Genomic DNA, 26,062 nt, shown 5'->3' on the forward strand with positions numbered 1-26,062 from the left:
CGTTCACAGACGTGGGAGCGTGAGATCGTGAACAACGTTCATGAGGTCTCCGATGCTCCGGATCTTCGCCACCCTCGCCCGCGGCGCCGCCGCGCGGGCCTGCGAGGACATCATCGATCAGAACGCCCTTCCCCTCCTCGACCAGCAGATCCGCGAGGCCGCGTCCGCCCTGGAGGACAGCCGCCGGGCGCTCGCCCGCGCGATGGCGCAGCAGGGCGCCGACGCTCAGCGCGAGGCGACGCTCGGCGCCAAGCTCGCCGACCTGGAGCAGCGCGCGGTCGCGGCCCTGGCGGCCGGGCGTGAAGACTTGGCGGGCGAGGCCGCCGAGGCGATCGCCGGCCTGGAGGCGGATCTGGCGGCCCTGCGCGAGGTCCGCGCGGCCTTCGCCGGGGAGGTCGAGGCCCTGCGGCGCAGCGTGCGCGAGGGCGGACGGCAATTCGCCGAGCTGGAACGCGGCCGGCGCCTCGCGGAGGCCGCCGAGGCGGTGCGCCGCCTGCGCCTGCGGCGCGGCGAGGGTGCGCCCGGCGCCGCGGCGGCCTTGGCCGAGGCGCAGGCCACCCTGCGCCGCCTGCGCGAGCGGCAGGCCGGCGAGGCTGCGGCCGCCGACGCCCTCGCGGCCCTCGACGCGGCCGGGCCCACCGGCATCGCCGAGCGGCTCGAAGAGGCGGGCTTCGGCCCCCGCACCAAGCCCAGCGCGGTCGGCGTGATGGAGCGCCTGCGCGCCAAGGCCGCCGCCCCGGCCGCAACCGCCTGATCCCGCCACATTATAGCCCGCCGAAGGACGTTTCATCCGATGAACACGCAACCCGCGCCCCAGCATACCTCCGCCTGGGTGGCCTTCACCTACGCCTCCTTCCTCGGCTCCGCCACCATGGTGGGAGGCGGCATCCTGTTCCTGCCCCTCGACCTCTGGATCAAGGGCTACCTCGCCATGGGCGTGGTGATGCTGGTCCAGTCGTGCATCACGATGGTCAAGACCGTCCGCGACGTCCACGAGAGCAAGCGGATGCTCAACCGCATCGAGGATGCCCGGGCCGAGCGCCTGCTGATGGAGATGAGCAAGGAATGAGCTGCTAAGGTGCCGGCCGCCCACACCTCCCACCGGCGCCGGTCTCTCGGCTGACCCCAACCGATCGAGGTTCCGTTCATGTCCGGATCGCTGATGGCCACGCGGCGCTTCGCGCCGCTGTTCTGGTGCCAGTTCTTCTCGGCCTTCAACGACAACTTCCTCAAGAACGCGCTGGTGTTCCTGATCCTGTTCGGGGTCGGGGGCGCGGGCGGCGGGGCGGATGGCGGCTCGGCCGCGCTGGTCACGCTCGCGGGCGCGGCCTTCATCGCGCCCTTCTTCTTCCTGTCCGGGCTCGGGGGCGAGTTGGCCGACCGGCACGACAAGGCGTGGCTGACCCGCCGCCTCAAGGCGGCGGAGATCGCGGCGGCCGGCGTCGCGGTGCTCGGCTTCTTCCTCGCCTCGGTGCCCGTCCTGTTCGTGGCGCTGGTGATGTTCGGCGCCATCGCGGCCCTGTTCGGGCCGATCAAGTACGGCATCCTGCCCGACCACCTCGCCCGCACCGAGCTGCCCGCCGGCAACGCGCTCATCGAGGCGGCGACCTTCCTGGCGATCCTGGGCGGCACCATCGCGGGGGGGCTCGCGGTCACGCATGGCGGTCCCTCGGTGTTCGGCGGGCTCGTCATGGGCTTCGCGGTGCTGTGCTGGGCCGCGAGCCTGCTGATCCCCGCGACCGGCGAGGCGGCGCCGCACCTCGTGGTGGACCGCAACGTCCTGCGCTCCACCGCGGGCCTGGTGCGCGACCTCTACGCGGATGCGCGCCTGTGGCGCACCGGGCTGATCACGAGCTGGTTCTGGCTCGTCGGCGCGGTGGTGCTGGCCCTCCTGCCCGCCGTGGTGAAGGGGACCTTCGGGGGCGACGAGAGCGTCGTCACCACCATGCTGGCCCTGTTCTCGGTGGGGGTCGCCGCCGGCTCCGGCCTCGCCTCCTGGCTCTGCGCCGGGCGCATCGTGGTCCTGCCGACCCCGATCGCGGCCCTGATCATGGGCCTCGTCTCCCTCGATCTCGCGGCGGTGGCCGCGCAGGCGACCCCGCCCGCGGCCCCGCTCTCGGCGATCCCCTTCCTGTCGCGCTTCGAGGGCGTGCGGATCGCGGTGGATTTCGCGCTGCTCGCCGCCGCGGCCGGGCTGTTCATCGTGCCCTCCTTCGCGGCGCTCCAGGCCTGGACCCCGAAGGCGTACCGCGCCCGGGTGATCGCCGCCTCGAACGTGCTCTCGGCCGCGCTCATCGTGCTCGGCGCCGTCGGCCTCGCGGCGCTCCAGAAGGCGGGCCTCTCGGGAGGCGGCCTGTTCCTCGTCGTCGCGCTGGCCAATCTCGCGGCCGGGATCGCGATCCTCGCCGTGCTGCCGACCAGCGCCTTCCGGGACTTCCTGTCGATCCTGTTCCGGGCCTTCTACCGCATGGAGGTGCGGGGCCTCGAGAACCTCGAGAAGGCGGGCCCCAACGCCATCATCGCCCTCAACCACGTCAGCTTCCTCGACGGCGGCCTCGCGCTCACCCTCACCGAGCGGGAGCCGACCTTCGCCATCGACCACACCATCGCGCAGCGCTGGTGGGTGAAGCCGTTCCTGTGGCTCACCAAGGCCCTGCCCCTCGACCCGACCAAGCCGATGGCGACCCGCCGCCTGATCAACGCCGTGAAGGGGGGCGAGACGCTGATCATCTTCCCCGAGGGGCGGCTCACCGTCACCGGCAGCCTGATGAAGGTCTATGACGGGGCGGGGCTGATCGCCGACAAGTCCGGCGCCCTGGTGGTGCCGGTGAAGATCGACGGGCCGGAGCGCACCCTGTTCTCGCGCCTCTCGCGGGCGCAGGTGCGCCGGCAATGGTGGCCGAAGATCACCGTGACCGTGCTGGAGCCGGTGCGCCTCGCCGTCGATCCGGCGCTGAAGGGCAAGCGGCGCCGGCAGGCCGCCGGGGCCGCGCTCTACGGGATCATGTCGGACCTGATCTTCCGCACGGCACCGATCGACCGCACCGTCTTCGACGCCGTGGTCGACGCGGCCCTGCGCGAGGGCACCGGCCGCGTCGCCGTCGAGGATCCGGTCGCGGGCTCCCTCACCTATCGCCGCCTCCTCGTCGGGGCGCGGGTGCTCGGGGGCCGGCTCGCGCCCCTGGCGCCGGAGGGCCGGGCCATCGGCGTGATGCTGCCCAACGCCAACGCCGCCGCCGTCACCGTGCTCGGCCTGATGTCGGCCGGCCGCGTGCCCGCGATGATCAACTTCACGGCGGGGGCCGCGACCATCCTCAGCGCCTGCAAGGCGGCGGAGGTGGAGACCCTCGTCACCTCGCGGGCCTTCGTGGAGAAGGGGCGGCTCGACGCCCTGGTCGCCGGCCTCTCCCCGAGCCTGCGCATCGTCTATCTGGAGGACGTGCGCGGGCGGATCGGGCTCCTCGCCAAGCTCGGCGGCTTCCTGCACTGGCGCCGGCCCCTCGCCGTCCGCCGCCCCGACGACCCGGCCGCGATCCTGTTCACCTCGGGCAGCGAGGGCCTGCCGAAGGGCGTGGTCCTGTCCCACCGCAACATGCTGGCCAATGCCGCCCAGGCCCAGGCCCGCATCGATTTCGGCCGCACCGACAAGGTCTTCAACGTCCTGCCGGTGTTCCACTCCTTCGGCCTGACGGTGGGCCTCGTGCTGCCCCTCGTCTCGGGGGTGCCGGTCTATCTCTACCCCTCCCCGCTCCATTACCGGGTGGTGCCGGAGCTGGTCTACGGCTCGAACGCCACCATCCTGTTCGGCACCGACACCTTCCTGACGGGCTATGCCCGGGCGGCCCACCCCTACGACTTCCGCTCGCTGCGCTACATCCTGGCGGGCGCCGAGCCGGTGAAGGATGCGACCCGCCGCACCTACGCGGAGAAGTTCGGCCTGCGCATCCTCGAAGGCTACGGCGTCACCGAGACCGCGCCGGTGCTCGCCCTCAACACGCCGATGTTCAACCGTTTCGGCACGGTCGGCCGCATCATGCCGGGCATGGAGGCGCGCCTCGAACCCGTGCCGGGCGTGACGGAGGGCGGACGGCTGTTCGTGCGCGGCCCGAACGTGATGCTGGGCTACCTGCGGGCGGAGAAGCCCGGTGTGCTGGAGCCGCCGGCCGAGGGCTGGCACGACACCGGCGACATCGTGACGATCGACCCGGACGGCTTCGTCACCATCAAGGGCCGCGCCAAGCGCTTCGCCAAGGTCGGGGCCGAGATGGTCTCGCTCGCGGCGGTGGAGGCGATGGCCGCCGAGCTGTGGCCCGGCGCGGCCTCGGCGGTCGCCGCCGTCCCGGATGCCCGCAAGGGCGAGCGGCTGGTCCTGGTGACCGAGCAGCGCGACGCCAGCCGGGCCGCCTTCCTGGCCCATGCCCGCGCGAAGGGCACAAGCGAGCTGGCGGTGCCGGCCGAGATCCTCGTCGTCGACCGGCTGCCGCAGCTCGGCTCCGGCAAGACGGATTTCGCCGCGGTGACGCAGCTCGCCCGCAGCCGCGCCAGCCTGCCCGAGGCAGCGGAGTGATACGGTTTCCGAAAGTGATCTTCCGGAAACCGTATCACGCGTTGATTGTGTTCACTCCCAAGACGCGCTGCCGCTCGGCGCATCCATTCGCCGCCCCGGCACCGATGCCGCCCCGACACAAGCGACTGTCTCTGCGTTGTTTTGCGTTCCGTGAATCCGCCGGCCCGCTCGGGGGAGGGGTTCCCGCGCCTGGATCGGAACCCACCCGCCAGATCCACAAGGAGGCTCGTGCGGTCCGTCGTGGCGTTCATCCGTCAAGAATCGACGCAGCCGGGTAGCGGGCGCTCAGCATGTGAGTGGTGGCGCGCCAAGGGCGCCGTGATCGCGTCGCGGAAGCGCTCGACCCGAGACCGCCGCACACAACTCAAACATGAGATTGCTGCATGGTAAAACAACCTCTGGATCAGAATCCGCACAGCGGCCCATCGAATCCCGCCGCGCGATTCACCGAGAGAATACCACTTCGCCACGAACGATGATCGACCGGGCGTAGCGGCACCGGTTCACGCTCAATTAGGGATGACCCGCATCGAGAACGATCATCGCGGGCGAATGATCTGGTCGTACCTGGCATGAACCGCCAGGTAATGTCGGGCGTGCAAGTGTCACGGGCACACAGGAGTTCCCGGACCGCACGAGTGATTGTGCTCCGCCGATTCCAGCCCGGAACCGAGATCCTTGATGACGGATTTTCTCGCCTGCCTCACGCAGCAGCACGACCTGCGCCTCGTTGCCGTCGCGGCCGTCATCTGCGCCCTCGGGTCCTATTCCACCTTCGCCCTCGGCCGGCAGTGGTTCCGCCCCGGGAAGCGGATCCTCTGGGTGATGGGCGCGGTCCTCACGACGAGTTCGGCGATCTGGGCCACGCATTTCATCGCCATGCTGGCCTTCGATCCGGGGATGGCCTTCGGCTTCGACCTCCTGGCAACGGCGGCCTCCTTCCTGCTCGCCGTGCTGCTGGTGAGCCTGGGCGCGCTGGTCGTCGTGGCGGCGCCCAGCCGCCTCGGGGGCATCGCGGGCGGCCTGATCATCGGCATCGCCATCGCGGCGATGCACTATACCGGGATGGCGGCCTACCGGGTCCAGGGCACCGTCAGCTGGGAGCCCGTCCGGGTCACCGTCTCGATCCTCTCGGGCATCGCCTTCACGATGCTGGCGATGGCGCTCGCCTTCTCCCGGTCGCGCCTCCAGCGCGATCTCGCGCCCCCCGCGCTCTCGCTCGCCGTGTGCAGCACGCATTTCATCGGGATGAGCGCGATCCGGCTGACCTATGATCCGGCCGTCGCGATCCCGGAGGGTGCCCTCGACGCGACCGTGGTGGCGGTGCTCACCGCCAATGCCGCCCTCCTGATCGTCGGGGCGGCGCTCGCAGCGCTGCGCCTGCAGATGCTGAACCGGCGGCGGCTCGCCGCGGAGCACCAGCGCCTGCGCGACCTCTCCGACATCGCGGTCGAGGGCCTGCTGATCTGCGATCGCGACACCGTGGCGGGCGTCAACCGCAGCCTCGAGCGGGTGCTTGGCCAGTCGCGCGAGACCGTGCTGGGCCGCCCCATCGACCAGCTGCTGCCCGGCCTGTCCGTCTCCCTCATCCCTTCCAGCCACGAGATCGACGCGACGCTGCGCGACGGCGTGGCGGCCGAGATTCCGGTGCGGGTCATCGCGCAGAGCATCACCATCGATGCCAAGGTGCACACAGTCATCGCCGTGCGCGACCAGCGCGAGCGGCTGCGGGCGGAGGCGGCGATGCACCACCTCGCTCATCACGATGCCCTCACGGGCCTCGCCAACCGCCTGAGCTTCACGACGGCGCTCGCGGAGTGCCACGCCGCCCGCCGCAAGGAGGCCGGCGCCTTCGCGCTGCTCCTCCTCGACCTCGACCGCTTCAAGGCGGTCAACGACACCCTCGGCCACGGCATGGGCGACGAGCTGCTCCGGCGGGTCGCCGGGCGGCTGCGCCGCGCCATCGGCGAGGACGATCTGGTGGCGCGCCTCGGCGGCGACGAGTTCGCGATCCTGCGGCCGGGCGCGACCGATCTCGGCGCGATCCAGCCCTTCGCGGAGCGCGTGATCGACCTGCTCGGCCGTCCCTTCATCATCGACGGGCACATCCTCGACATCGGGGCGAGCATCGGCGTCGCCCTGGCGCCCCAGGACGGGGCGAGTCCCGAGCAGCTGATGCGCAACGCCGACCTCGCCCTGTACGGGGCCAAGGAGGACGGGCGCGGCCGCTACCGGATGTTCGAGAGCGAGATGAACGCCCGCATGCAGGCCCGGCGCTCCCTCGAACTCGACCTGCGCCGCGCCATCGCCCGGCAGGAATTCGACCTCTACTACCAGCCCCAGGTCGATGCGCGCAGTGGCCGCTACGACGGGGCCGAGGCCCTGCTGCGCTGGCATCATCCCGAGCGCGGCCTCGTCTCGCCGGGAGAGTTCGTCCCGCTCGCGGAGGAGACCGGTCTGATCATCGCGCTCGGCGAGTGGGTGCTGCGCACGGCCTGCGCCGAGGCGCTGCACTGGCCCGGCCATCTCACCGTGGCCGTCAATCTCTCGCCGGTCCAGTTCCGGGATGCCCGGCTCGCTTCCATGATCCGGAGCATCCTCGACGAGACCGGGCTCCCGGCCGCGCGCCTGGAGGTGGAGATCACGGAGGGCACCCTGTTGCAGGACGAGCAGCGGGCGCTCGCCATCCTGCAGGAGATCCGCAGCCTGGGCGTGCGGGTCTCGATGGACGATTTCGGCACCGGCTACTCGTCCCTGAGCTACCTGCGCCGTTTCCCCTTCGACAAGATCAAGATCGACCAGTCCTTCGTGCGCCAGACGCCGCAGGACAAGGAGAGCGCCGCGATCGTGCGGGCGATCGCGATGCTCGGGGCGAGCCTCGGCATCAAGACGACGGCCGAGGGCGTCGAGACCGACCAGCAGTCGCGCTTCGTCGCCGCCGAGGGCTGCGATCAGCTGCAAGGATACCTGTTCAGCAGGCCGGTGCCGCCGGATCGGATCGCAGCGGTGCTGCGCGATCCGGCCCCGCTGGCCGCGACCGCCTGAGGGAGCGAGAGACATGCCTCTGCACCGCCTGCTCTACCGCAGCGAGATCACCCTTCCGGGCAGCGAGACCGCGGTCCGGCACCAGATCGACGCCATCGTCGCGGAATCCGAGGCGCGCAACGCCGCCGCGGAGCTGACCGGGGCGCTGCTCTACGTGCGCGGCCTGATCGTCCAGGTTCTGGAGGGCCCGCTGCCGGCGATCGAGGCGACCTTCGAGCGGATCTGCTGCGACCTGCGCCATCGGCGCGTGGAGCTGCTCGAACTCACCCAGGCGGAGGGCCGGATGTTCGGGTCCTGGTCGATGACGCATATCCGGGTCGGGCACGACCTCGACGCCCTCCTGCCGACGCGGCTGATCGAGATCGGCGCGGACGGGGCCTCCGCCCACGCGACCATCAACCTGATGCGCTCGCTGCTCACCGCCGGGGCGGCGCGGGCCGCAAGTCAGGCTGAAGGCGAGGCAGCCGCCACGGCGCGAGCGTCCCTCTCCCGCCCGTGAGCGGGTCTCCCGCGCTCCGCCTCGGACCGCTCCCTCACCCCACGATGCGCGACGCCGCGCGGGAGCGGATGATTCCGCCCCGCCGGGCCGGCCTCACTGCGCTTCGAGCAGCCGGCGGGCGATCACCTGGGCCTGGATCTCGGCGGCGCCCTCGAAGATCGAGAGGATGCGGGCGTCGCAGAGCACGCGGCTGATCTGGTATTCCAGCGCGAAGCCGTTGCCGCCGTGGATCTGCAGGGCGTTGTCGGCCGCCGCCCAGGCCACGCGGGCGCCGAGCAGCTTGGCCATGCCCGCCTCCAGGTCGCAGCGCTTGCCCTCGTCCTTCTGATGCGCCGCGTAGTAGGTGAGCTGGCGCGCGATGGCGATCTCCACCGCCATCATGGCGAGCTTGTCGGCGACGCGCGGGAAGCTCACCAGCGGCTTGCCGAACTGCACCCGCTCCTCGGCGTAGCGCAGGCCGATATCGAGGGCCGACTGCGCCACGCCGATGGCCCGCGCCGCGGTCTGGATCCGGGCCGATTCGAAGGTCTGCATGAGCTGGGCGAAGCCCTTGCCCTCGACCTCGCCCAGCAGGTTCGCGGCCGGCACCGCGAAGCCGTCGAAGGCGAGTTCGTACTCCTTCATGCCGCGGTAGCCGAGCACCTCGATCTCGCCGCCCGAGAGCCCCTCGACCGGGAAGGGGGTCGCGTCGTCGCCGCGCGGCTTCTCGCCGAGGAGCAGCGACAGGCCGCGATGCCCGGGCTCGTCGGCCTTGGTGCGCACGAGGATCGTCATCAGGTCGGCGCGGACCGGATGCGTGATCCAGGTCTTGTTGCCGTAGACCTTCCAGACGTCGCCCTCCCGCACGGCCTTGGTGCGGAGATTGGCGAGGTCGGAGCCGGTATTCGGCTCGGTGAAGACGGCGGTGGGCAGGATCTCGCCCGAGGCGATCCGAGGCAGGAAGCGCTGCTTCTGCTCCTCGGTGCCGCCGCAGAGGATCAGCTCGGCGGCGATCTCCGCGCGGGTGCCGAGGGAGCCGACGCCGATATAGGCGCGCGACAATTCCTCCGAGACCACGCACATGGAGGTCTTCGGCAGGCCCATGCCGCCGTATTCCTCCGGGATGGTGAGGCCGAAGACGCCGAGCTCGGCCATCTGGCCGATGATCTCGAGGGGGATGTAGGCGTTCTCCCGGTGCCACTCATGGGCGTGCGGGGCGACCTCGGCCTGGCCGAAGCGGCGCATCTCGGAGCGGATCGCCTCCATGTCCTCGTCGAGGCCCGAATCGCCGATCGTCGCGGAGCCCTGCCCCTCGCGGATCAGCTTGACCAGGGCGGCGCGGTGCGCGGGGGTGTTGCCCGCGGCGATCATCGTCTCGACGGCGCCGGTCCGGTGGCGGGCGACCTCGTCGGCGCTCAGGCCGAGGGAGGTCGTCGGGCGCACCATCTCGCCCTGGCTCATCGGGATGCCGCCGAAGATCTGGTCGAGATACTCGCCGACGCCGATGCGCACGAGCAGCGTCTCGGTCTCGCCGAGCCGGCCGGCGGCCTGCAGCCGCTCCGCATAGGCGGCGAGCTGCGTCACCGCCTCCGCGTAGGTGGCGAGCCACGCGAGGCCGTGCGCCGCGTGCTGCTCGGCCTCCAGCCTCTCGGCGGAGAGCCGGCCCTCCGGGGTGACGACGCTCGCCCGCACCCGGCGCCCGGCATCGGCGGCGAGAGCCCGCGCCGCGACGGCCGCCTCGCGGGCCAGGGTCACAAGATCGGCGTCGGCGGTCAGGGGCGCGACCTGTGCGGACATGGCACTCATCTCCCAAACATCTTGTGCGCTGCATGATAGCGGCGATTGGGACGGCTTGTAGAGGGCCGGGTCCCCTTGCGTCTGTCCGACTTTCGGGGGTTGGCGGAAGGCCGCTCAGCCCCGGCTCGCGACCGCGACGCCCGCCGCCGCGACGGCCATGCCGAGGAGCTGGACCGGGCCCAGCGTCTCGCCGAACAACCCGAAGGCCATGGCGGCGGAGACCGGCGGCACGAGGTAGAACAGGGCGGCGACGCCCGCCACCGCGCCGCGGCGGATGAGGGCGAGCAGGATCAGGATCCCGCCCACCGAGAGCCCCAGCACCGCCCAGGCGAGCCCGGCCAGGGCGGGGGCCGAGGCGTCGAAGCGGCCGTTCTCGAGGAGGAGCGCGAGCGGCAGCGTCATCAGGGCCGCCCCCAGGAACTGCACCGCGGCGTTGGTGCGCAGGTCGGCGGCCCCGCCGGTCCGCTTCTGCCACAGGGTGCCGAGGGTGATCGACACGGTGGCGGCGAGGCAGACGCCGACGGCGACGAGCGGGATCGCATCCGCCGCCGCGCCGAGCTTCGGGGCGAGAACCAGCCCCGCCCCGACGAAGCCGAGGCCGATCCCGAGCCAGCGCCGGGCCGAGACCCGCTCGCCGAGGAGCGGGCCCGCCGCCACCGCGGTCATGAGGGGTTGCAGGCTGGTGACCAGGGCCGCGATGCCGGCGGGCAGGCCGCGGCTCACCGCCCAGAACACCCCGCCGAGATAGAGGCCCTGCATCAGGATCCCGGCCAGGAGCGCGTCGCGCCAGCCGCGCCAGCCCGCCGGCCAGGGAGCGCCGGCCGCCAGGGCGAGCCCGGTGAGCACCGCGACCGTGCCGAGGAAGCGCAGGGACAGGAAGGTGAGCGGCTCGGCATGCGGCGCCACGAGGCGCGCGACCACGAATCCCGTCGCCCAGATCACGACGAACACGGGCGGCGCGAGGGTCGCGGCGAGGGCGGAGGCGTCTGGCGCAGGCTTCATCATTCTGCCCGTGCAGGCAGCACAGGCCGGATGGCCGCGCAACCTCCGCCGCCGGTATCCGGCCCCGCTCCGAACGCATGACGCAGGGATCGGGATTTCTTCTCCCGTCCTGGCCCGGACCCGGTGTAGAAGCCTGATCCGTCATGCGCCTCCGCACCGCCCTCGAGATCGCCGCCATCGCGGCCCAGCGCTTCGTCGCGCATGACGGCTGGGCGATCGCGAGCCACATCGCGCTCTCGCTGCTGACCTCCCTGTTCCCCTTCCTGATCCTGCTCACGGCGCTCGCGAGCGTGTTCGGCTCGAAATCCCTCGCCGACGAGGCGAGCAATCTCCTGTTCGAGGTCTGGCCGAGCGAGGTGGCCGGGCCGGTCGCCGCGGAGGTGCACCGGGTGCTCACCGAGCAGCGCGGCGGGCTCCTCACGGTGGGCGCATTGCTCGCCCTCTACTTCTCGTCGAGCGGCGTCGAGAGCCTGCGGGTCGGGCTCAACCGCGCCTACGGGCTGCGCGAGATGCGGCCCTGGTGGCTCACGCGTCTCGAATCGATCGGCTACGTGGTCTGCGCCGCCTTCGCGATGCTGGCCTTCACCTTCCTGGTGGTGCTGGGACCGCTGTTCTGGCGCGGTCTCGTCCTGGTCGCGCCGGGAATCGAGCCGCTCGGGCTCACCATCGCGGTGGTGCGGGTGAGCCTCACCGCCTTCCTGATCGCCCTCGTGCTGGTGATCGCCCACAAGTTCATCGCGGCCGGGCGGCGTCCCTGGCACATGGTGCTGCCCGGCGTCGCCGTCACGCTGAGCCTGTGGGTGCTGGCCGGCCTCGGCTTCGGGATGTATCTCGACCGCTTCTCGGGCGCCTACGCCTCGACCTATGGCGGCCTCGCCACCGCGATGGTCTTCCTGATCTTCCTGTACTGGCTCGCCGCCATGTTCCTGTTCGGCGGGGAGATCAACGGCACGGTGATCGCCGCGCGGCGCCGCCGCCTCCAGGCCAAGGCCCAGGCCCGTAAGGACACGATCAAGTTGATGTAGGCCTCGGCAACTTAACTTCTGCGCGTATCCCTCAAATGGATGATGCGGGCCTCGCGCGGCCATGCTCAGCTCATGGTCGGCTCTCACGAGACGGAGACCTCCCTTTCGCCCGCCCCGGCCCCCGCCGCGGCGGGCGTTTTCCTGTGGGCGCCGCTCCGACGCAGGAACGCGCTCGACTGCGCTCCGGCCCGGACACGGAAACGGCGGGGATGCCTGGCATCCCCGCCGCGTCGTGTCGTCGGATGGGTGAGGCTTACGCCGCGGCCGAGACGGCGCTCGTGGGGACGGTCGCGATCGTCTTCAGAACCTGCGAGGCGATCTGGTAGGGGTCGCCCTGGGAGTTCGGACGGCGATCCTCGAGATAGCCCTTGTAGCCGTTGTTCACGAAGCTGTGGGGCACGCGGATCGAGGCGCCGCGGTCGGCCACGCCGTAGCTGAAGGTGTGGATCGAGGCCGTCTCGTGCTTGCCGGTCAGCCGCATGTGGTTGTCCGGGCCGTAGACCGCGATGTGGTCCTCGCGGGCATCCGCGAAGGCCGCCATCAGCTTCTCGAAATAGTCCTTGCCGCCGGTCTCGCGCATGAACGTGGTCGAGAAGTTGCAGTGCATGCCCGACCCGTTCCAGTCCGTGTCGCCGAGCGGCTTGCAGTGGAACTCGATGTCGATGCCGTACTTCTCGCAGAGGCGCAGCAGCAGGTAGCGCGCCATCCAGATCTCGTCGGCGGCCCGCTTGGAGCCCTTCCCGAAGATCTGGAACTCCCACTGGCCCTTCGCCACCTCGGCGTTGATGCCCTCGTGGTTGATGCCGGCCGCGAGGCAGAGATCGAGGTGCTCCTCGACGATCTGGCGGGCGACCTCACCGACGTTCTTGTAGCCGACGCCCGTGTAGTAGGGGCCCTGCGGCGCCGGGTAGCCGGTGGTCGGGAAGCCGAGCGGGCGGCCGTCCTTGTAGAAGAAGTATTCCTGCTCGAAGCCGAACCACGCCCCCTCGTCGTCCAGGATGGTGGCGCGCTTGTTCGAGGGGTGCGGGGTCGTGCCGTCCGGCATCATGACCTCGCAGAGCACCAGCACGCCGTTGGTGCGCGCCGCATCGGGGAACACCCGCACCGGCTTCAGCACGCAATCCGAGCTCGAGCCCTCGGCCTGCATCGTCGAGCTTCCGTCGAAGCCCCAGAGCGGCAGCTGCTCCAAGGTCGGGAAGCTGTCGAACTCCTTGATCTGCGTCTTCCCCCGGAGGTTCGGAACAGGCGCGTACCCGTCGAGCCAAATGTATTCGAGTTTGTACTTCGTCATTTCGAGCCTCTCGTCAGGGCTCCGTGCGGAGCGCGAGGCGGTGCTGCCAGTTACCTTGCCAACCAAGGTTCCCGACCCAAAGCATGGGCCGTGCCAAGTTCGGGGCGCCCCGGCCGCGCGCTCCCGCCGCCGCGGACCGGCGGGCGCCGCGGGAACCGACCTCCCCGTTCGCGCGTGTCACCGGATGAAGAACATCGTTAACGGACGCGCCCGATACTCGGATGACGCAGTTCAGGGCACCATCCCTGCCCCAGCGGCATGCGGGAGAAGCAGGCCAGCCGCGCATCTCGCGGCTGCAATATTGCCGATGGATTTGGCAAGGCCTAGTTTGCACATATTGTGGGCAATTACTGATTTTATTGGAAGCAGCCCGTACAAGCCGTGCGCAGGCGCTGTTATATTCGCTGGGCATCTGGCGCATGGACGCGCAGCCGAGGACAGGAGACAGGGGCAATGACGACGGCACCCCGTCGCGAGACGGCGAAGATCTATCAGTTCCCCGTGCGGGGACGGGACGGCCAGGGTGGCCGCCGGCCGGAGACGAGCACGTCGGACCGCAATGCGTTCCGCTTCGCCGACGCAGCCTTCGGAAGCGGCTGGTATCACGACGCCGCGATCCAGGACGCGGAGCGCCCGCGCAAGCCGTGAGGCCGCCGCGGTGGCGGGCCGGGGATCCGCGGCGGTCTTCGGGCTGGCCGTGGAGAACGCCTCTCCATGAGAGGCCGGCGATCCGCAGCCCCGCTCTTACTGGCCGAAGATCGACCAGCCGAGCCGCTTGGTGAGCGCCTCCAGGGCGATGCGCCCGAGGTGGGAATTGCCCGCGGCGTCGAGGCCCGGTGACCAGACGGCGATCGAGGCCTTGCCCGGCGCGACCGCCAGGATGCCCCCGCCGACCCCGCTCTTGCCGGGCAGGCCGACCCGGTAGGCGAACTCGCCCGACCCGTCGTAATGGCCGCAGGTGAGCATCACCGCGTTGATGCGCCGCGCCCGCTCGGGCTGCACCACCCGAAGCCCCGTCGTGGGGTTGAGGCCCGAATGGGCCAGGAACCGCCCGGCCTCGGCGAGCTGCCGGCAGGTCATGGCGATGGCGCAGTGGTGGAAATAGACGCCGAGCGTGTAGTCGACCGGATTGTCGATCACCCCGTGCGCCTTCATGAAATTCGCCAGCGCCGCGTTGCGGAATCCCGTGCGCAGCTCCGAGGCCGCCACCGCCTCGTCGATGATGATCGAGGAATCCTGCGCCAGGAACTGCATGAAGCGCAGGATCTCGCCGAGTGCCTCGCGGGGCTGGTGGCGGGACAGGATCAGATCCGTGACGGCGATCGCCCCGGCATTGATGAAGGGATTGCGGGGGATGCCGCGCTCGAATTCGAGCTGCACGATGGAGTTGAAGGGGCTGCCGGAGGGCTCGCGCCCGACCCGCTGCCACAGCCGGTCCCCGACCATCCCGAGCGCGAGGGTCAGGGTGAACACCTTCGAGATGCTCTGGATCGAGAAGGGCATGTCGGCGTCGCCCCCGACCGCCACCTGCCCGTCCGCGTCGATCACCGCCATGCCGAAGGCCTGCGGATCGGCCCGGGCGAGTTCGGGGATGTAGGTCGCGACCGCACCCCGGTCGGGGCGCGCGCGCATCTCCTCGGCGATCTCGTGGACGATACGGGACAGGTCCGGCACGGGGCGTCTCTCGTGATCTCGCGACGGGGCGGGTTGCGCGACGCCTCAGCCGAAGGCGCCGACCTCGTGCTGGATCATCCCGCTGATCTCGCGGACCTGGGCGAAGAGCCGCCCGATCGGCTCGAACAGGGTGCGGTGCTCGGTCTCGTAGGTGCCGACGCCGCGCGGCCCCGCCGGCTCGCCGAAATGGAGGCCGAGGGTCGGGTCGGGCGTCACCGGGAAGATCTCGTCGAGGGCCTTGAGGCAGCCCGCCACGTCGAGGCGCAGGATGCGCTCGATCAGGATCTCGCGGGTGACGCCGCCCTGGGGCCGGAAGCCGGGGATGTGCACCGCCAGGAACCAGATCCGGTGGATCAGGGCGAGCCGCAGGGCGTGGAGCAGGGTCAGGCGCAGGCTCATGGCGCCGAGGTCGGGCGCCACCGTGTGCAGCATCAGGTGGTCGTGGGTCAGGCGGCCGAACAGGCGGCGCAGGCGCGGGGCGAGGTTGAGCCGGTCGAGGGCGGTCGCGATGGCGATGATCTCCTCGCGCCGTCCGTCACGGGTGGCCCGCCGCGCCCGCTCCAGCCACATGCCGGGATCGAGGGTCTCCACGTAGGCGCGCAGCACGTCGAGGTCGCTCACCGCGGCGGCGTGCTGGACGAGGCTGAAGGCGCGCCCGAAGCGCTCCGACTGGGTGCGCATGTCGCGGAACAGGTCCGGCGCCCGGGCGGCGGCGCGGCCGATGCCGTGCATCGAGTTCGCCAGGAAGCCGAGTTGCTGGAGGATCGCGTTGTTGGGGATCGCCCGGATCTGGCGCGGATGGGTGATGGCGACCGGCCCGCCCGCATCCGACTGGCGTGCCACCGGCCGCGAGCCGGTGCGGTCGATGAGGTTCGGGCCGAAGGTGCCGAGCAGGGCCGCGTAGCCCGGATCGTCGACGAGCGTCCCCATGTCCTGGCGCACGCCGGTGAAGAACTCGGTGGCGAAGTCCGGCTCGGCGTAGATCGGGTCGTCCGGCGGATCGCCCGCCGCGAAGACGTGCTCGACGATGCGCAGCACCGTGGCGCGGGCGAGCGACCTTGAGCCGAACAGCAGGTAGCCGTCCGTGCCCTGGAAGCTCGATTCGAGCCGCACCTTGAGGCCGGCCTCGCGGTTGCGCCGGCGGGCATGGCTCGGCGCGAGGTAGGCGAGCCGGTCCTTGAGGCTCGCCGGATGGGCGCCGCGGCCGATCGATTCACCATGCGTGTCGAAGACGACGAGCTCGACGTCCGACAATCCGTTCTGCACCATCATCTCGGTGATGCGCAGGCGCAGCCGCTCGATCCAGAAGGTGGCGGCGAGCTGGCCGACGTAGCGCCCGGAATCCGAGTAGCCGAATTGCAGGACGAGGCGGCCGATGCGCCGCAGGTAGCGCCGCCAGTGGGGCGAGCGCAGGGCGTCCTCGATGACGTGGACCCCCTGCTCGAGGGCCGAGGCGGTCTCGAAGAGTGGCGTGATCTCGACCCTATCGCCGATGCCGAAATGCTCGGCGAGCCAGAGGGCGGCGAGCAGGGTGTAGCCGGTCTCGGTCTCGGCGATCAGGAAGCGGACCGGATGGGTGCCGTCCACGTGCTTGAGGATCTGGGCGATCGTCATCATCAGACGGGCGGCGGAGGCCCGCTCGGCGGCGAGCGCCCCGAAATCCACCGGCACCGCCTCGACGTGGTCGAGGAGTTCGTTGATGGAGGCGAGGTGCGAGCGGCGCTGGGCCGGGTCGGTCGGATCCCCGTCCCGGTCGAGGGTGCGGCGCACCGCATTGTGCACCTGCGAGGCGTTGAGCCGGAAATGCGGCAGCCCGTTCTGGAGGCCGTGGGCGGCGCAGCCGGCGCGCAGCACGCAGAGCTTCAGCCGCGCCTCCTCGTCTCCCGCCTCCGCGATGGCCGTGCCGAGCGCGGCGATGAGCGGCCCGGCCTCGGTCTGCGCGCGCTCCCGCTCGATGATCAGCGCCAGGGCGAAGCGATGGACCGTGTCGAGGCTCGGATCATCCCCGAGCTTGGGCGCCACCGCGAGCTGGCGCGCCACCGCGTCGCGGGCGCCCTCGGCGAGGCGGCGCACCGGCTGCGCCGCCGGATCGTCGGGGAGCTGAGCCAGCACCCGCTCGAATTGCGTGCGCTTCGATTCGAGCCGGTAGCGCAGGGTGTCCCACCAGCCGATATCGGTGCGCCCGTCCGTGTCGCAGCCCACCCAGGAGGCGAGCACCACGGGCTGGGGCACCAGGGCGTGCCAATGATCGGGCCAGCGCTCGCGGGCGGCGCGCAGCAGGGCCTCGTTGAGGGCGTCGAGGGCGGCGCGCCCGTGCTGGACCGAGAAGCGGGCCTGATCGAACTCGTCGTTGAGGGTGATGACCGGATCGGGCCGCGAGGACAGGGCGGCGGCCTGCGCCAGCAGCTCGCGGCGGGATTCGGGCGCGGGGGTCGAGGCGGCCTCGGCGAGCAGATGCGCCACGGCCTTCGGCATGCCGAAGGTCGGATGGGCGGTGAAGACCGCGGCGAAGCGCGGACGCTCGATGCGCGCCCGCACGGCCTCGAAATCACTGCCCTCGCCGAAGACGAGGGGCGCCGCCCCGGCGAGATCCTCGCCCGCCTCCGCCTCCAGCCCCACATAGGCGCGCAGGCGCGCGGCCCGCTCCTCCAGGGCCTGGAGCCGCAGGCCGGCGAACAGGCCGTCGAGATCGGCCTCCGTCACCTCGCCCCGGTCCATCCGTCGGCTGATCGCCAGGGCGACGGTGAGCACCGGGTTGCGGAAGGGATCCTCGCTCGCCTGCTGGCGCGTCTGCTCCACGAGGGCCAGGAGATCGGCTTCGAGGCCCTCCGGCGTTTGCGGATCGGAGCTGTTCTCGGTCCGGTACATGGCATCACTCGTCGCAGCGAAGGGGCGCGGTCCCGGGCAGAAGGCAAGGTCCGTTCCGCCGGAACCCGGATCAGCTGCGTTTCGGCCGAGACGGTCCGCAGCGCAAGACGCAGCGTCGCGCCCGCCCCGGAGTAATCTGGAATCCCGGCCGTCCTTCGGATAGACCAGGGGGAGAAACCGAGGATTCGGCGGGCGCCGCTGGCGGGACCCCGCCGGCCGTTCCGGGACGACATCCACGTGCGGGAAGGCGGGCAACCTCGGACAGAGCGGAAATGGTCGTCTTTCTGGCCGTCGCGGCCGTGATCCTCGCAGTCGGTGTCGTCCTGCTGATCGTCCACGCCTCGGACCGGCGCCCGCCCCTGCGCCTCCCGCGCGAGATGATCCTCGAGGAACGCGGGGACGAACTCTACGATGCCGTCGGCCCCCGGCCGAAGAGCCCGGTCGACCGCGACGCGCCCTCACTCGACGTGATCTCCGACGGCGTGCCGCTCCGGCTCGATCCCCAGCGGCTCCAGGGGCCGCGCCCGCCGCGCGGCACGCCGCTGGTGATCGACCACGACCCCTCCGAACACGGGCCGCGCCCCCGTGATCAGGGACGCGATCAGGGAGATGCCGCATGAGGCTGCGGCTCGGCCTCGCCCTCCTGCTGGCGACGGGGGCTGCCGCCGGCGCGCAACAGGCGCCCGTCGCCTGCGGCGAGCGGGCGGCGGAATATGCCAGCGCCAAGGGCGTCGCGCTCTGGGTCACGCGCCGGGGAACGCTGACGCGGGAGAACCCCCTGCGCCCGCTGACGCCCGACAACCTGCAGGTTCTCCAGGTGGTGATCCGCAACAAGGCCGCGACGGCCTACGGCCCCGACCTCGACACGCTCCGGCGCGGCCTGTCGCCCGCGGGGCTGGAGGCGCAGAGCGGGGCCGCGATCAAGTGGACCGAGGGCGTCGACGGCCTGCCCCCCACCCTGCGCATTCTGGAGGATGACGGGGCCGGCGTGCTCGCGGCGCTCCAGTTCCGTGGCTGCGGCGAGGCGCCGAAGGTCGCCGCGGTCAAGCCCGCCCCGGCGGCCCGGCGCGATGCCGCCGCCAAGGCGAAACCCGACAAGGCCAAGACCGACAAGGCCAGGACCGACAAGGCGTCCGATCAGCCGGCCGCCCCGACGCGCCTGCCGAACGGCTTCACGCTCCCGCAGGGAGCGATCGAGTGATACGGTTTCCGATTGATCGCTTGGCGATCGCGCAGCCATCGCCAAGCGATCAATCGGAAACCGTATGAGGGCGATGCGATGATGATCGCGCCGTGGGTCCGGCTGACGCTCGAAACGGCGCGGCTCGCCGCGGAGGCCGGTGAGGTCGTCGCCCTCCGGCTGGCGCTGATGGCCCGCGGCGGCCGGGCCGCCGAGACCGAGGCCCGGCGCATGGTGACGGAGAAGATCGAGGCCGCCGCGGAGGCGGCCCGCGCCGGCAACGGGCTGCGGGCCGTGAAGGGCTACCGGCGCCGGGTGCGGGCCAATGCCCGGCGCCTTCGCAAGGGGTGAGACGATGTCCGGACGGTGAGTTCCGGGCATCGCACGAGGCCGCTACTTGCGGGCGGCCATCATGTCGTGGGCCAGCACCGTGAGCTTACCGATCAGGCTCGAAATGTCGCCGTGGGTGCAGGACCATTGCGTGCCGATCGCGGCGCCGTCCGAGGAGACCGAGACGACGGCCACCGAGCGCAGCTTGCCCTCGCGCGCGAGCCGCAGCTGCTCCTGCAGCACCTCGATCATCGACGCCGTGTTCTCGTCCGCCGGAGCGGTGGAGACCGCCTGCGGGAAGGTGAGGAGGCGGGTGTGTTCGGGAGCGGGTTCGATCATGGGACTCTTAACGACGCAGGGTGGGGCCATGGGCGCGGGACGCGGGCTCGCCGTCGAGCCGCGCCAGGAGTTGGGCGAGGTTCCCGGCCAAATCGGAAGACATCGCTTCCGCCAGGGAGCCTTCGAAGACGGCTTGCAAGCCGGGAGAGAGAACGTCGACCAGTCGATCGCCGGGGGACAGGACGGCCCCGCCGCCTGCCAGCTCGGGCAGTGCCGGCGCGGATCCGTGCCACGACGCAGGCGAACTGTGTGAGGTCATCGCACTCTCGGAACTATAAGCCGCCTCTCGCCCCAAACCTGCCAGTCTCGGCGCGGATCACAATCCCTCGTCTGCGGCCGAGCTTTCGGTTCGGGCGCCGTTGTGATCGCGCCGCAACACCTTCCTGCCAAACCCGCCCAGCGGGCGCACGGACGCGCCGCGGCCGGGACCGAGGCCAAAAAAGCCCTCGCACGAGCCGAACCCTGCCGATGCCTTAACCTATGTTAGATCCGAATGCGGGCACTTATGACCACACTCGGGCGTCACGGCCTAGGTCATCCGCCCCTTGTCTCAGTATCTAATTCGGAAGCTCGAATACTACGGGCCTCTCACACCAGAGGAGAGGCAGTCTCTCGATGCGGTCACGCGCCTTAGAACCCGAAGGATACGGGCCCGCGACGACATCATTCAGGAAGGCGATCGGCCGCAATCGATCAGCATCGTCCTCGATGGCTGGGCTTGCCGTTACAAGAGCTTGGAAGATGGCCGCCGGCAAATCGTCGCCTATCTGCTTCCCGGCGACATCTGTGACCTTGGGGCATCGATCCTGCGCGAGATGGATCACTCGATCGGCGCCGTCACGGCCACTACGCTCGCGGAGATTCCCTTCGAGGCCGCGGACCAGCTGGTGAGCGATCACCCCCGCCTGATGCAGGCCCTTTACCGGGATGCGATGACCGCCGCATCGATCCAGCGGGAATGGACGGTCAATGTCGGGCAGCGCACCGCCTTCGAGCGCCTGGGCCACCTCCTGTGCGAATTGTTCGTGCGGATGCAGACGCTCGGGCTCACCCGCGGCAGCAGCTGCGACCTTCCCCTGACGCAGGGCGAGATCGCCGACACGATCGGCCTTTCCGTGGTCCACGTGAACCGCACCCTTCAGGAGTTGCGCAACACCGGCTACGTCACGGTCGCGGGGCGGGAACTGACCATCCACAGGCTGGATGCCCTGGAGCGGGCCGCCCTGTTCAACCGGAACTACCTGCATCTCCCGCGCCGGGGTCACCTCTCCGAAGCCGGCGAATCCTGACGCGCCCCAAGAGGTCTCGGCGGGCCGCAGCCCGCTCACCTGCGTCATCGGTTCGCCCGCGTCACTAAAATGACATCGTCGTCGCGCGTCTCTGGAGTCCAGATGCCTGGATTTCCGTCATGCTGACCGGCTCGGCCATCACGCGTGTGCTCGTCATCGTGGTCCTGGCCGCGGGGCTCGCGGGCGTCTGGCAATCGCTTGCCGGACGGCTCGCGCCGGTCGAGCCGGCCCCGACGACGCAGGCGGCACCGCCACCCGCTCCCGAGGCACCGGTACGCTCCGTCTATGCGGGCGGCGGCGAGGCACGCCCGCGTCCGCTGTTTCCCGATCCGGTTCCGCCCGCCACCGAGGCCGCGGCCGAGCCGGCGCCGCCCACCCCGCCGCCGGTCTTCGCGCCGCCGGTCTCGACGCCCCTCGCCACGGCGGCCGCCGCGCCGCTTCCCTACGCCGCCCCGGCGCCCGCCCCGGAGGAGCCGCCGCCGGCCGCCGCGGCCGCGCTGGGGGGCATCGACCTCAACACCGCGACGCTCGCCGAACTCAACGGCCTGCGCGGCGGCGGGCTCATCGGCAAGGCGATCATCGCCGGCCGGCCCTACGGCTCGCCGCAGGACCTGCTGTCGAAGCGCATCCTCAGCCGCACGGTCTTCGAGCGCATCAGGGATCAGGTGACGGTGCGCTGATCGCGCCGGATCCGGTTTCCGCCGCTCAAGCGCCGCGCGGGCTCAGAATCCGACAGCCGGTCGACGCCTTCCGGCTGTCGTATCACGCGGCGCTCGGCCGGGCCGGACGCGCATCGAGGGCCTGGAGCGCCTCGGCGAGGCGTCGCCGCGCCCGCTCCGCTGCGGCATCGTCGAGGGCGCCGAGATCGATGAACAGGTCGAGGCCGGCGGCGTGCTCCGAGATCACCGTCGCCTCGGTCGCGAGCTCACCCGCCAGCCCCTCCACCGCGTAGGGCACGACCTCGCGGCTGATGCCCTTCATGCGGATCGGCGGCTGCGGCACCGCCCGCACCACGTCGCGCACCTGCGCGTAGGTCTCGAAGCTCAGCATGATGCCGCCGGGCTCCGCGATCGCCTGGAGGCGCGCGGCGAGGTTCGCCTCCGCCCCGATGATCGTGTAGTCCATGCGGTCGTCGCTGCCGAAATTGCCGACGTTGCAATAGCCGGTGTTGATGCCCATGCGGGCGCGGAACGGGATCTCGATGCCGCGCCGCCGCCACTCCGCGTTGAGCTGCCCCAGGCGCCGCTGCATCTCCACCGCCATGACGAGGCAGGCGCGGGCATCGCCCCTGACGCCGAGCGTCTCGGGATCGCCGAAGAACACCAGCATCGCGTCGCCGATGAACTTGTCGATCGTGCCGCCGTGGCGCTCGGCGATGGCCGCCATCTCGGTGAAGTACTCGTTGAGGAGCGCGGTCAGCTCCTCGGGCTGCAACCGCTCCGTCGAGGCGGTGAAATCCTTGATGTCCGAGAAGAAGATGGTGAGCTTCTTGCGCTCGGTCTGCACCACCACGTCCTTCTCGCCGCTGAAGATGCGCCGGTAGATCTGCGGCGGCAGGTACTTGGCGATCTTGAGCGAGATCGCGGCGAGGAAGTCGTTGGCGGTGGCGAGTTCGCGGTTCATGGCGCGGATCAGGCGCGCCTGCCGCCCCTGGAGCAGGATCACCGCCAGGCCGGCGCCCGCCGCCAGCACGAGGTAGGCGAGCAGGAACTTGAAGGCGAGGATGTTCGCCTCGATCGGCTGGCGGATCGCGATCTCCTGGATCCCGCGCACGTCGCCGGTCTTCCAGTCGGTCTTGGGGCTCAACGGGTGGCTGTTGTGGCAGGAGACGCAGACCGGCCCCATCACGATCGGGCTCGCGACGCGCACCTGCCGGTCGAAGATCGAGCCCGAGACCTCCACCACCGGATCGCGGGCTTCGGGCGCGGCCGCCCGCAGGGAACCGAGGGCTCCGCGCTCGAAGCCGTCGAGGGCCTGCGCCTCCCGGTTGCGGAACGGCAGGTCCGAGACGAAGCGGTAGCGCACCGCCCCGTCGCGGTCGCTGATCTTGCGGCCGAGTTCGATCGACAGGGTCGCGGGAATCGGGATCGCGCCGGGCTCGGCCCGGAAATCGTGCGTGACGCTGACGGGGCGGTCGGCCTTGAGGACGCGGTCGACCACCTCGGTGGCGTAGAAGCCGCGCACGTCGTTGATCAGCCGCCCGGTCTCGTTCGCCTGCTGGCGCAGGATCTGCTCGGAGAGGGCGCTGAGATCGAGCCATGCCGCGACCGGCAGCCCGAGCAGCCCCAGGCACACCGCCAGCACGAGGAGCGGCATCAGACGCCCCTGACCATCCGCGGCCTTCTTCGCACCCGCCATGTCCGGCCCCCGTCCCGGGACGGCGACCAGCGTCGCCCGACCGGATCCCGGTCTAAGCATCATTCGCCGGCGTGGCCATCGGTCCGGCGGCGAAAATCATGCGCCGGACCGGAGCCGAAGCGGGCGGACGGGCTCGTCCGCCCGCGCGGGGGCCTCAGGCCTTCGTCGCCTCGAAGCCAGCGCGGATCCGCTCCGGATCGAGGTTGCGGCCGATGAACACCACCCGCGACTCGCGCGGGTCCCCCGCCGCCCACTCGTCCTGGAGATCCCCGTCGAGGATCATGTGGACGCCCTGGAACACGAAGCGGCGCGGCTCGTCGGGGAAGCTGACGATGCCCTTGCAGCGCAGGATGTCCGGCCCCTGCACCTGGGTGAGATCCGAGATCCAGGGCATGAACTTGTTGGGATCGACCGGGCCGGGCAGCCGCGCCGAGACCGACTGGATGTCGTCGGCGTGGTGATGATGGTGGCCCTCCTCCAGGAATTCCGGCTCGACGGTCATGATCCGGTCGAGGTCGAAGGCCTTGCGGTCGAGGACGGCGTCGAGGGGCACGGCGCATTGCACGGTGCGGTGGATGACGGCCGAGGGGTTGATGGCCCGGATCTGGCGCTCCACCGCGGCGAGCCCGGCCTCGTCGACGAGATCGGCCTTGTTGAGCAGGATCACGTCCGCGAAGGCGATCTGGTTCTTGGCCTCGGGCGCGTCCTTCAGGCGCTCGGACAGCCACTTGGCGTCCGCCACGGTCACCACCGCGTCGAGCCGGGCCGCCTCGCCGACATCCTGGTCGACGAAGAAGGTCTGGGCGACGGGGGCCGGATCGGCGAGGCCGGTCGTCTCGACGATGATCGCGTCGAACTTGCCCCGCCGCTTCATCAGGCCGTCCATGATGCGGATGAGGTCGCCGCGCACGGTGCAGCAGATGCAGCCGTTGTTCATCTCGAACACTTCCTCGTCGGCGCCGACCACGAGGTCGTTGTCGATGCCGATCTCGCCGAACTCGTTGACGATCACGGCGTAGCGCTTGCCGTGCGGCTCGGTGAGGATGCGGTTGAGGAGCGTGGTCTTGCCGGCGCCGAGATAGCCGGTGAGCACGGTGACGGGGATCTTGTCCGACATGCGGCGAACCTGAGGGGCTGGGCCGCCGGCACGGGGCGGCGGGAGGAGGCGATGATATAGTGTATCAATCCGCCGGCCGCGAGGGTGGTCCGGGTGGCGAAGATGGTCCGAATGGACGGACGCGGCCGACGTCGCGCAGGAGGTCCGCGAAGGCGCGGGCGCCGTGCGCGAGGGCGGCCTCGCCGGCCTCCGCCGTCGCCAGGGTCGCGTCGCCCATGGCGCCGGCCGGGTTGAGATCCTCGGCGAGCCACGCGAGGGCGGCGGGCCGCCCTGCCCGCAGATGGGTGAAGTCCCGCTCCATGGCGCGGCTCGCCGGCACGAAGTCCCGCACCGCCTCGCGGCGCACGAGGTCGGGGCGCAGGGCCAGCATCAGGGCGGTCTCCACGGCGCCGCCATGGATGCCGTGCCGCACCTCGTCCTCCGGGAAGAGGCCCGGCGGGTAGCCGAACCGGCTCCAGGCCGTGGTGACGGCGACGAGCCCGCAGGTGCGGCGCAGGTCGAGCGCCACGAGGTCGATGAGCGCGCTGTTGCCGCCGTGGGAGGTGACGATGACGAGCTTGCGGCACCCGGACCGGTGCACGGCGGTGCCGATCTCGACCCAGGCGGTGAGCGCGGTCGGGCCGGAGAGCGTCAGGGTGCCCGGGAAGCTCAGGTGCTCGTCGGACTTGCCCACCGCCTGGACCGGCAGGATCAGCACGTCGAGATCCTCCGGCACCAGGGGGTGCAGGCGGGCGAGGTAGCCCTCGGCGATGATCGCGTCGGTGCCGAGGGGCAGGTGCGGCCCGTGCTGCTCGACCGCCGCCACCGGCAGGACCGCGATGGCATCGTGGAGCGGGCGGGCGCGGATCTCCGCGGTGGTCAAATCCTGCCAGGAACGGGCCGGCATGCGGGTCCTCCGATCGGTCCGGGCAGATTAGGGGCCCGGATGCCGGACGCCTATCGCCCCGCCCGCAGACGGGCTGTGCACCGGAGGCGGGCTGTCATCGGAGCGTCACGGGGCGGCGGCAGATGGCGCTATAGTGTCCCCGCAGGCGGTCGCGGAGGCATCCGACCCGCCTCCCGCGTCGAAGGAAGAGTGGCATGGTACCGGCCGAGCAGGCGACGCCCGTGGAGGCCGATGAGGCGCCGCGCCGCAAATCCGCCAAGGTGCGCCCGCCCGGCGCCAAGAGCGTCGGCTGGGCCCTGGTGCAGGCGGCGCGCATGCATCGCGCCCGGATCGGCGACCGGCTCGCCGCCCTCGGCCTCTTCGCCGGACAGGAGCAGGTGGTGCAGGTGCTCGCCACGGCGGGCGCCATGACCATGGGCGACCTCGCGGCGACCCTGCGGGTGCGTCCCCCCACCGCCTCCAAGACCGTGACCCGGCTCGCCGCCCTCGGCTTCGTCGAGCGCCGGACGGAGGCCGCGGACGGGCGCATCGTGCGCGTGCGCCTCACCGAGGCCGGCCTCGCCAAGGCCGCGGCGATCGACCGGATCTGGGACGAGGTCGAGGCCGAGATGCTGGACGGCTTCGACAACAAGGAGAAGCGGCGCCTGCGCAAGCTCCTGCGCAGGGCCACCCGCAGCCTCGCGGAGGCGTCCGGGCTCGACGCGCCCGAGCCGGAGGACGATCTCGACGGCGCCGGCCTGGAGGCCGACGACGGCGGCTCCGATTCGGATTGAGGCCCGCCACACGATCGCCCCGGACCGTTGCCGATCGGCCACG

Annotated in this window: 22 protein-coding genes; 13 read left to right on the forward strand and 9 right to left on the reverse strand. The window is 71.2% G+C overall.

Annotated elements, in window-relative coordinates; translation table 11 throughout:
• Positions 1–52 precede the first annotated feature (52 nt).
• From ACE101_RS15495 to ACE101_RS15515, 5 genes are all read left to right on the forward strand, one after another.
• Positions 53–754, forward strand: a complete 702-nt coding sequence (locus ACE101_RS15495) for a PspA/IM30 family protein (RefSeq protein WP_379131018.1) — start codon at positions 53–55, stop codon at positions 752–754.
• A 39-nt stretch (positions 755–793) separates the two neighbouring features.
• Entirely contained in the window at positions 794–1,069 is a 276-nt protein-coding gene (locus ACE101_RS15500; protein WP_379131021.1) for a YiaA/YiaB family inner membrane protein, read from the forward strand.
• 78 nt (positions 1,070–1,147) lie between these two features.
• Complete coding sequence (locus tag ACE101_RS15505) at positions 1,148–4,567, forward strand: acyl-[ACP]--phospholipid O-acyltransferase (protein ID WP_379131024.1); 3,420 nt, start codon at positions 1,148–1,150, stop codon at positions 4,565–4,567.
• A 681-nt stretch (positions 4,568–5,248) separates the two neighbouring features.
• Entirely contained in the window at positions 5,249–7,612 is a 2,364-nt protein-coding gene (locus tag ACE101_RS15510; protein WP_379131027.1) for a bifunctional diguanylate cyclase/phosphodiesterase, read from the forward strand.
• Positions 7,613–7,625: 13 nt separating this feature from the next.
• Positions 7,626–8,111, forward strand: a complete 486-nt coding sequence (locus ACE101_RS15515) for a BLUF domain-containing protein (protein ID WP_379131029.1) — start codon at positions 7,626–7,628, stop codon at positions 8,109–8,111.
• A 93-nt stretch (positions 8,112–8,204) separates the two neighbouring features.
• Here ACE101_RS15515 and ACE101_RS15520 read toward each other — a convergent pair whose 3' ends face one another.
• Both ACE101_RS15520 and ACE101_RS15525 read right to left on the reverse strand, forming a co-directional pair.
• Positions 8,205–9,887 carry an acyl-CoA dehydrogenase family protein gene (locus ACE101_RS15520; protein WP_379131032.1) on the reverse strand — a complete coding sequence of 561 codons (1,683 nt, stop codon included), beginning with the start codon at positions 9,885–9,887 and terminating at the stop codon, positions 8,205–8,207.
• Between the two features lie 114 nt (positions 9,888–10,001).
• Positions 10,002–10,889 (reverse strand): DMT family transporter, encoded by an 888-nt coding sequence (locus tag ACE101_RS15525; RefSeq protein ID WP_379131034.1) that lies wholly within the window; start codon positions 10,887–10,889, stop codon positions 10,002–10,004.
• A gap of 143 nt (positions 10,890–11,032) precedes the next feature.
• On the opposite strand from ACE101_RS15525, the gene ACE101_RS15530 reads away from it, so the two are divergent.
• Entirely contained in the window at positions 11,033–11,914 is an 882-nt protein-coding gene (locus ACE101_RS15530) for a YihY/virulence factor BrkB family protein (protein WP_379131036.1), read from the forward strand.
• Between the two features lie 253 nt (positions 11,915–12,167).
• On the opposite strand, the gene ACE101_RS15535 is transcribed toward ACE101_RS15530, so the two are convergent.
• Entirely contained in the window at positions 12,168–13,205 is a 1,038-nt protein-coding gene (locus tag ACE101_RS15535) for a glutamine synthetase beta-grasp domain-containing protein (RefSeq protein WP_379131038.1), read from the reverse strand.
• Between the two features lie 453 nt (positions 13,206–13,658).
• Between ACE101_RS15535 and ACE101_RS15540 the strand changes: the two genes are divergently transcribed.
• Positions 13,659–13,853 (forward strand): DUF2735 domain-containing protein, encoded by a 195-nt coding sequence (locus ACE101_RS15540; RefSeq protein ID WP_379131041.1) that lies wholly within the window; start codon positions 13,659–13,661, stop codon positions 13,851–13,853.
• Positions 13,854–13,949: 96 nt separating this feature from the next.
• Here the strand turns inward: ACE101_RS15540 and ACE101_RS15545 are convergent, their stop codons facing one another.
• Positions 13,950–14,879, reverse strand: a complete 930-nt coding sequence (locus tag ACE101_RS15545) for a glutaminase (RefSeq protein ID WP_379131044.1) — start codon at positions 14,877–14,879, stop codon at positions 13,950–13,952.
• A gap of 45 nt (positions 14,880–14,924) precedes the next feature.
• Positions 14,925–17,747, reverse strand: coding sequence for a phosphoenolpyruvate carboxylase (locus ACE101_RS15550; protein ID WP_379131046.1), 2,823 nt, complete (start codon positions 17,745–17,747; stop codon positions 14,925–14,927).
• Positions 17,748–18,019: 272 nt separating this feature from the next.
• Here ACE101_RS15550 and ACE101_RS15555 point away from each other — a divergent pair, with 272 nt between their 5' ends.
• The 3 genes from ACE101_RS15555 (at position 18,020) to ACE101_RS15565 (ending at position 19,278) form a co-directional block, all read left to right on the forward strand.
• Complete coding sequence (locus tag ACE101_RS15555) at positions 18,020–18,367, forward strand: hypothetical protein (RefSeq protein WP_379131049.1); 348 nt, start codon at positions 18,020–18,022, stop codon at positions 18,365–18,367.
• Complete coding sequence (locus ACE101_RS15560; RefSeq protein WP_379131052.1) at positions 18,364–18,948, forward strand: hypothetical protein; 585 nt, start codon at positions 18,364–18,366, stop codon at positions 18,946–18,948. The genes ACE101_RS15555 and ACE101_RS15560 overlap by 4 nt, the downstream gene beginning before the upstream one ends.
• Before the next feature lie 78 nt (positions 18,949–19,026).
• Positions 19,027–19,278 (forward strand): hypothetical protein, encoded by a 252-nt coding sequence (locus ACE101_RS15565; RefSeq protein ID WP_379131055.1) that lies wholly within the window; start codon positions 19,027–19,029, stop codon positions 19,276–19,278.
• A gap of 42 nt (positions 19,279–19,320) precedes the next feature.
• Here ACE101_RS15565 and ACE101_RS15570 read toward each other — a convergent pair whose 3' ends face one another.
• Complete coding sequence (locus ACE101_RS15570; protein WP_379131057.1) at positions 19,321–19,596, reverse strand: hypothetical protein; 276 nt, start codon at positions 19,594–19,596, stop codon at positions 19,321–19,323.
• Positions 19,597–20,141: 545 nt separating this feature from the next.
• On the opposite strand from ACE101_RS15570, the gene ACE101_RS15575 reads away from it, so the two are divergent.
• Positions 20,142–20,885 carry a Crp/Fnr family transcriptional regulator gene (locus ACE101_RS15575; protein ID WP_379131058.1) on the forward strand — a complete coding sequence of 248 codons (744 nt, stop codon included), beginning with the start codon at positions 20,142–20,144 and terminating at the stop codon, positions 20,883–20,885.
• A 119-nt stretch (positions 20,886–21,004) separates the two neighbouring features.
• On the forward strand, positions 21,005–21,565 hold the full coding sequence (locus ACE101_RS15580; RefSeq protein WP_379131060.1) for a ComEA family DNA-binding protein: 561 nt from the start codon (positions 21,005–21,007) through the stop codon (positions 21,563–21,565).
• Positions 21,566–21,647: 82 nt separating this feature from the next.
• Here ACE101_RS15580 and ACE101_RS15585 read toward each other — a convergent pair whose 3' ends face one another.
• The 3 genes from ACE101_RS15585 to ACE101_RS15595 form a co-directional block, all read right to left on the reverse strand.
• Positions 21,648–23,243, reverse strand: a complete 1,596-nt coding sequence (locus tag ACE101_RS15585) for an adenylate/guanylate cyclase domain-containing protein (RefSeq protein WP_379131062.1) — start codon at positions 23,241–23,243, stop codon at positions 21,648–21,650.
• Positions 23,244–23,397: 154 nt separating this feature from the next.
• Positions 23,398–24,360, reverse strand: coding sequence for a CobW family GTP-binding protein (locus tag ACE101_RS15590; protein ID WP_379131065.1), 963 nt, complete (start codon positions 24,358–24,360; stop codon positions 23,398–23,400).
• A gap of 64 nt (positions 24,361–24,424) precedes the next feature.
• The gene (locus ACE101_RS15595; RefSeq protein ID WP_379131067.1) at positions 24,425–25,246 is read right to left on the reverse strand and encodes a creatininase family protein; all 822 of its coding nucleotides are present in this window, start codon (positions 25,244–25,246) and stop codon (positions 24,425–24,427) included.
• A gap of 194 nt (positions 25,247–25,440) precedes the next feature.
• Here ACE101_RS15595 and ACE101_RS15600 point away from each other — a divergent pair, with 194 nt between their 5' ends.
• The gene (locus ACE101_RS15600; protein ID WP_379131070.1) at positions 25,441–26,019 is read left to right on the forward strand and encodes a MarR family winged helix-turn-helix transcriptional regulator; all 579 of its coding nucleotides are present in this window, start codon (positions 25,441–25,443) and stop codon (positions 26,017–26,019) included.
• Positions 26,020–26,062: the final 43 nt, after the last annotated feature.

The organism is Methylobacterium carpenticola (assembly GCF_042748905.1).
GTDB lineage: Bacteria > Pseudomonadota > Alphaproteobacteria > Rhizobiales > Beijerinckiaceae > Methylobacterium > Methylobacterium carpenticola.

Excerpts from the sequence above, each read along its gene's own strand:
- ACE101_RS15515 (WP_379131029.1), top strand. The coding sequence starts at position 7,626 with ATGCCTCTGCACCGCCTGCTCTACCGCAGCGAGATCACCCTTCCGGGC.
- ACE101_RS15600 (WP_379131070.1), top strand. The coding sequence starts at position 25,441 with ATGGTACCGGCCGAGCAGGCGACGCCCGTGGAGGCCGATGAGGCGCCG.
- ACE101_RS15590 (WP_379131065.1), bottom strand. The coding sequence starts at position 24,360 with ATGTCGGACAAGATCCCCGTCACCGTGCTCACCGGCTATCTCGGCGCC.
- ACE101_RS15505 (WP_379131024.1), top strand. The coding sequence starts at position 1,148 with ATGTCCGGATCGCTGATGGCCACGCGGCGCTTCGCGCCGCTGTTCTGG.
- ACE101_RS15510 (WP_379131027.1), top strand. The coding sequence starts at position 5,249 with ATGACGGATTTTCTCGCCTGCCTCACGCAGCAGCACGACCTGCGCCTC.
- ACE101_RS15530 (WP_379131036.1), top strand. The coding sequence starts at position 11,033 with ATGCGCCTCCGCACCGCCCTCGAGATCGCCGCCATCGCGGCCCAGCGC.
- ACE101_RS15525 (WP_379131034.1), bottom strand. The coding sequence starts at position 10,889 with ATGAAGCCTGCGCCAGACGCCTCCGCCCTCGCCGCGACCCTCGCGCCG.
- ACE101_RS15495 (WP_379131018.1), top strand. The coding sequence starts at position 53 with ATGCTCCGGATCTTCGCCACCCTCGCCCGCGGCGCCGCCGCGCGGGCC.
- ACE101_RS15520 (WP_379131032.1), bottom strand. The coding sequence starts at position 9,887 with ATGTCCGCACAGGTCGCGCCCCTGACCGCCGACGCCGATCTTGTGACC.
- ACE101_RS15570 (WP_379131057.1), bottom strand. The coding sequence starts at position 19,596 with ATGATCGAACCCGCTCCCGAACACACCCGCCTCCTCACCTTCCCGCAG.
- ACE101_RS15555 (WP_379131049.1), top strand. The coding sequence starts at position 18,020 with ATGGTCGTCTTTCTGGCCGTCGCGGCCGTGATCCTCGCAGTCGGTGTC.
- ACE101_RS15560 (WP_379131052.1), top strand. The coding sequence starts at position 18,364 with ATGAGGCTGCGGCTCGGCCTCGCCCTCCTGCTGGCGACGGGGGCTGCC.
- ACE101_RS15585 (WP_379131062.1), bottom strand. The coding sequence starts at position 23,243 with ATGGCGGGTGCGAAGAAGGCCGCGGATGGTCAGGGGCGTCTGATGCCG.
- ACE101_RS15500 (WP_379131021.1), top strand. The coding sequence starts at position 794 with ATGAACACGCAACCCGCGCCCCAGCATACCTCCGCCTGGGTGGCCTTC.
- ACE101_RS15595 (WP_379131067.1), bottom strand. The coding sequence starts at position 25,246 with ATGCCGGCCCGTTCCTGGCAGGATTTGACCACCGCGGAGATCCGCGCC.
- ACE101_RS15550 (WP_379131046.1), bottom strand. The coding sequence starts at position 17,747 with ATGTACCGGACCGAGAACAGCTCCGATCCGCAAACGCCGGAGGGCCTC.
- ACE101_RS15540 (WP_379131041.1), top strand. The coding sequence starts at position 13,659 with ATGACGACGGCACCCCGTCGCGAGACGGCGAAGATCTATCAGTTCCCC.
- ACE101_RS15580 (WP_379131060.1), top strand. The coding sequence starts at position 21,005 with ATGCTGACCGGCTCGGCCATCACGCGTGTGCTCGTCATCGTGGTCCTG.
- ACE101_RS15535 (WP_379131038.1), bottom strand. The coding sequence starts at position 13,205 with ATGACGAAGTACAAACTCGAATACATTTGGCTCGACGGGTACGCGCCT.
- ACE101_RS15565 (WP_379131055.1), top strand. The coding sequence starts at position 19,027 with ATGATGATCGCGCCGTGGGTCCGGCTGACGCTCGAAACGGCGCGGCTC.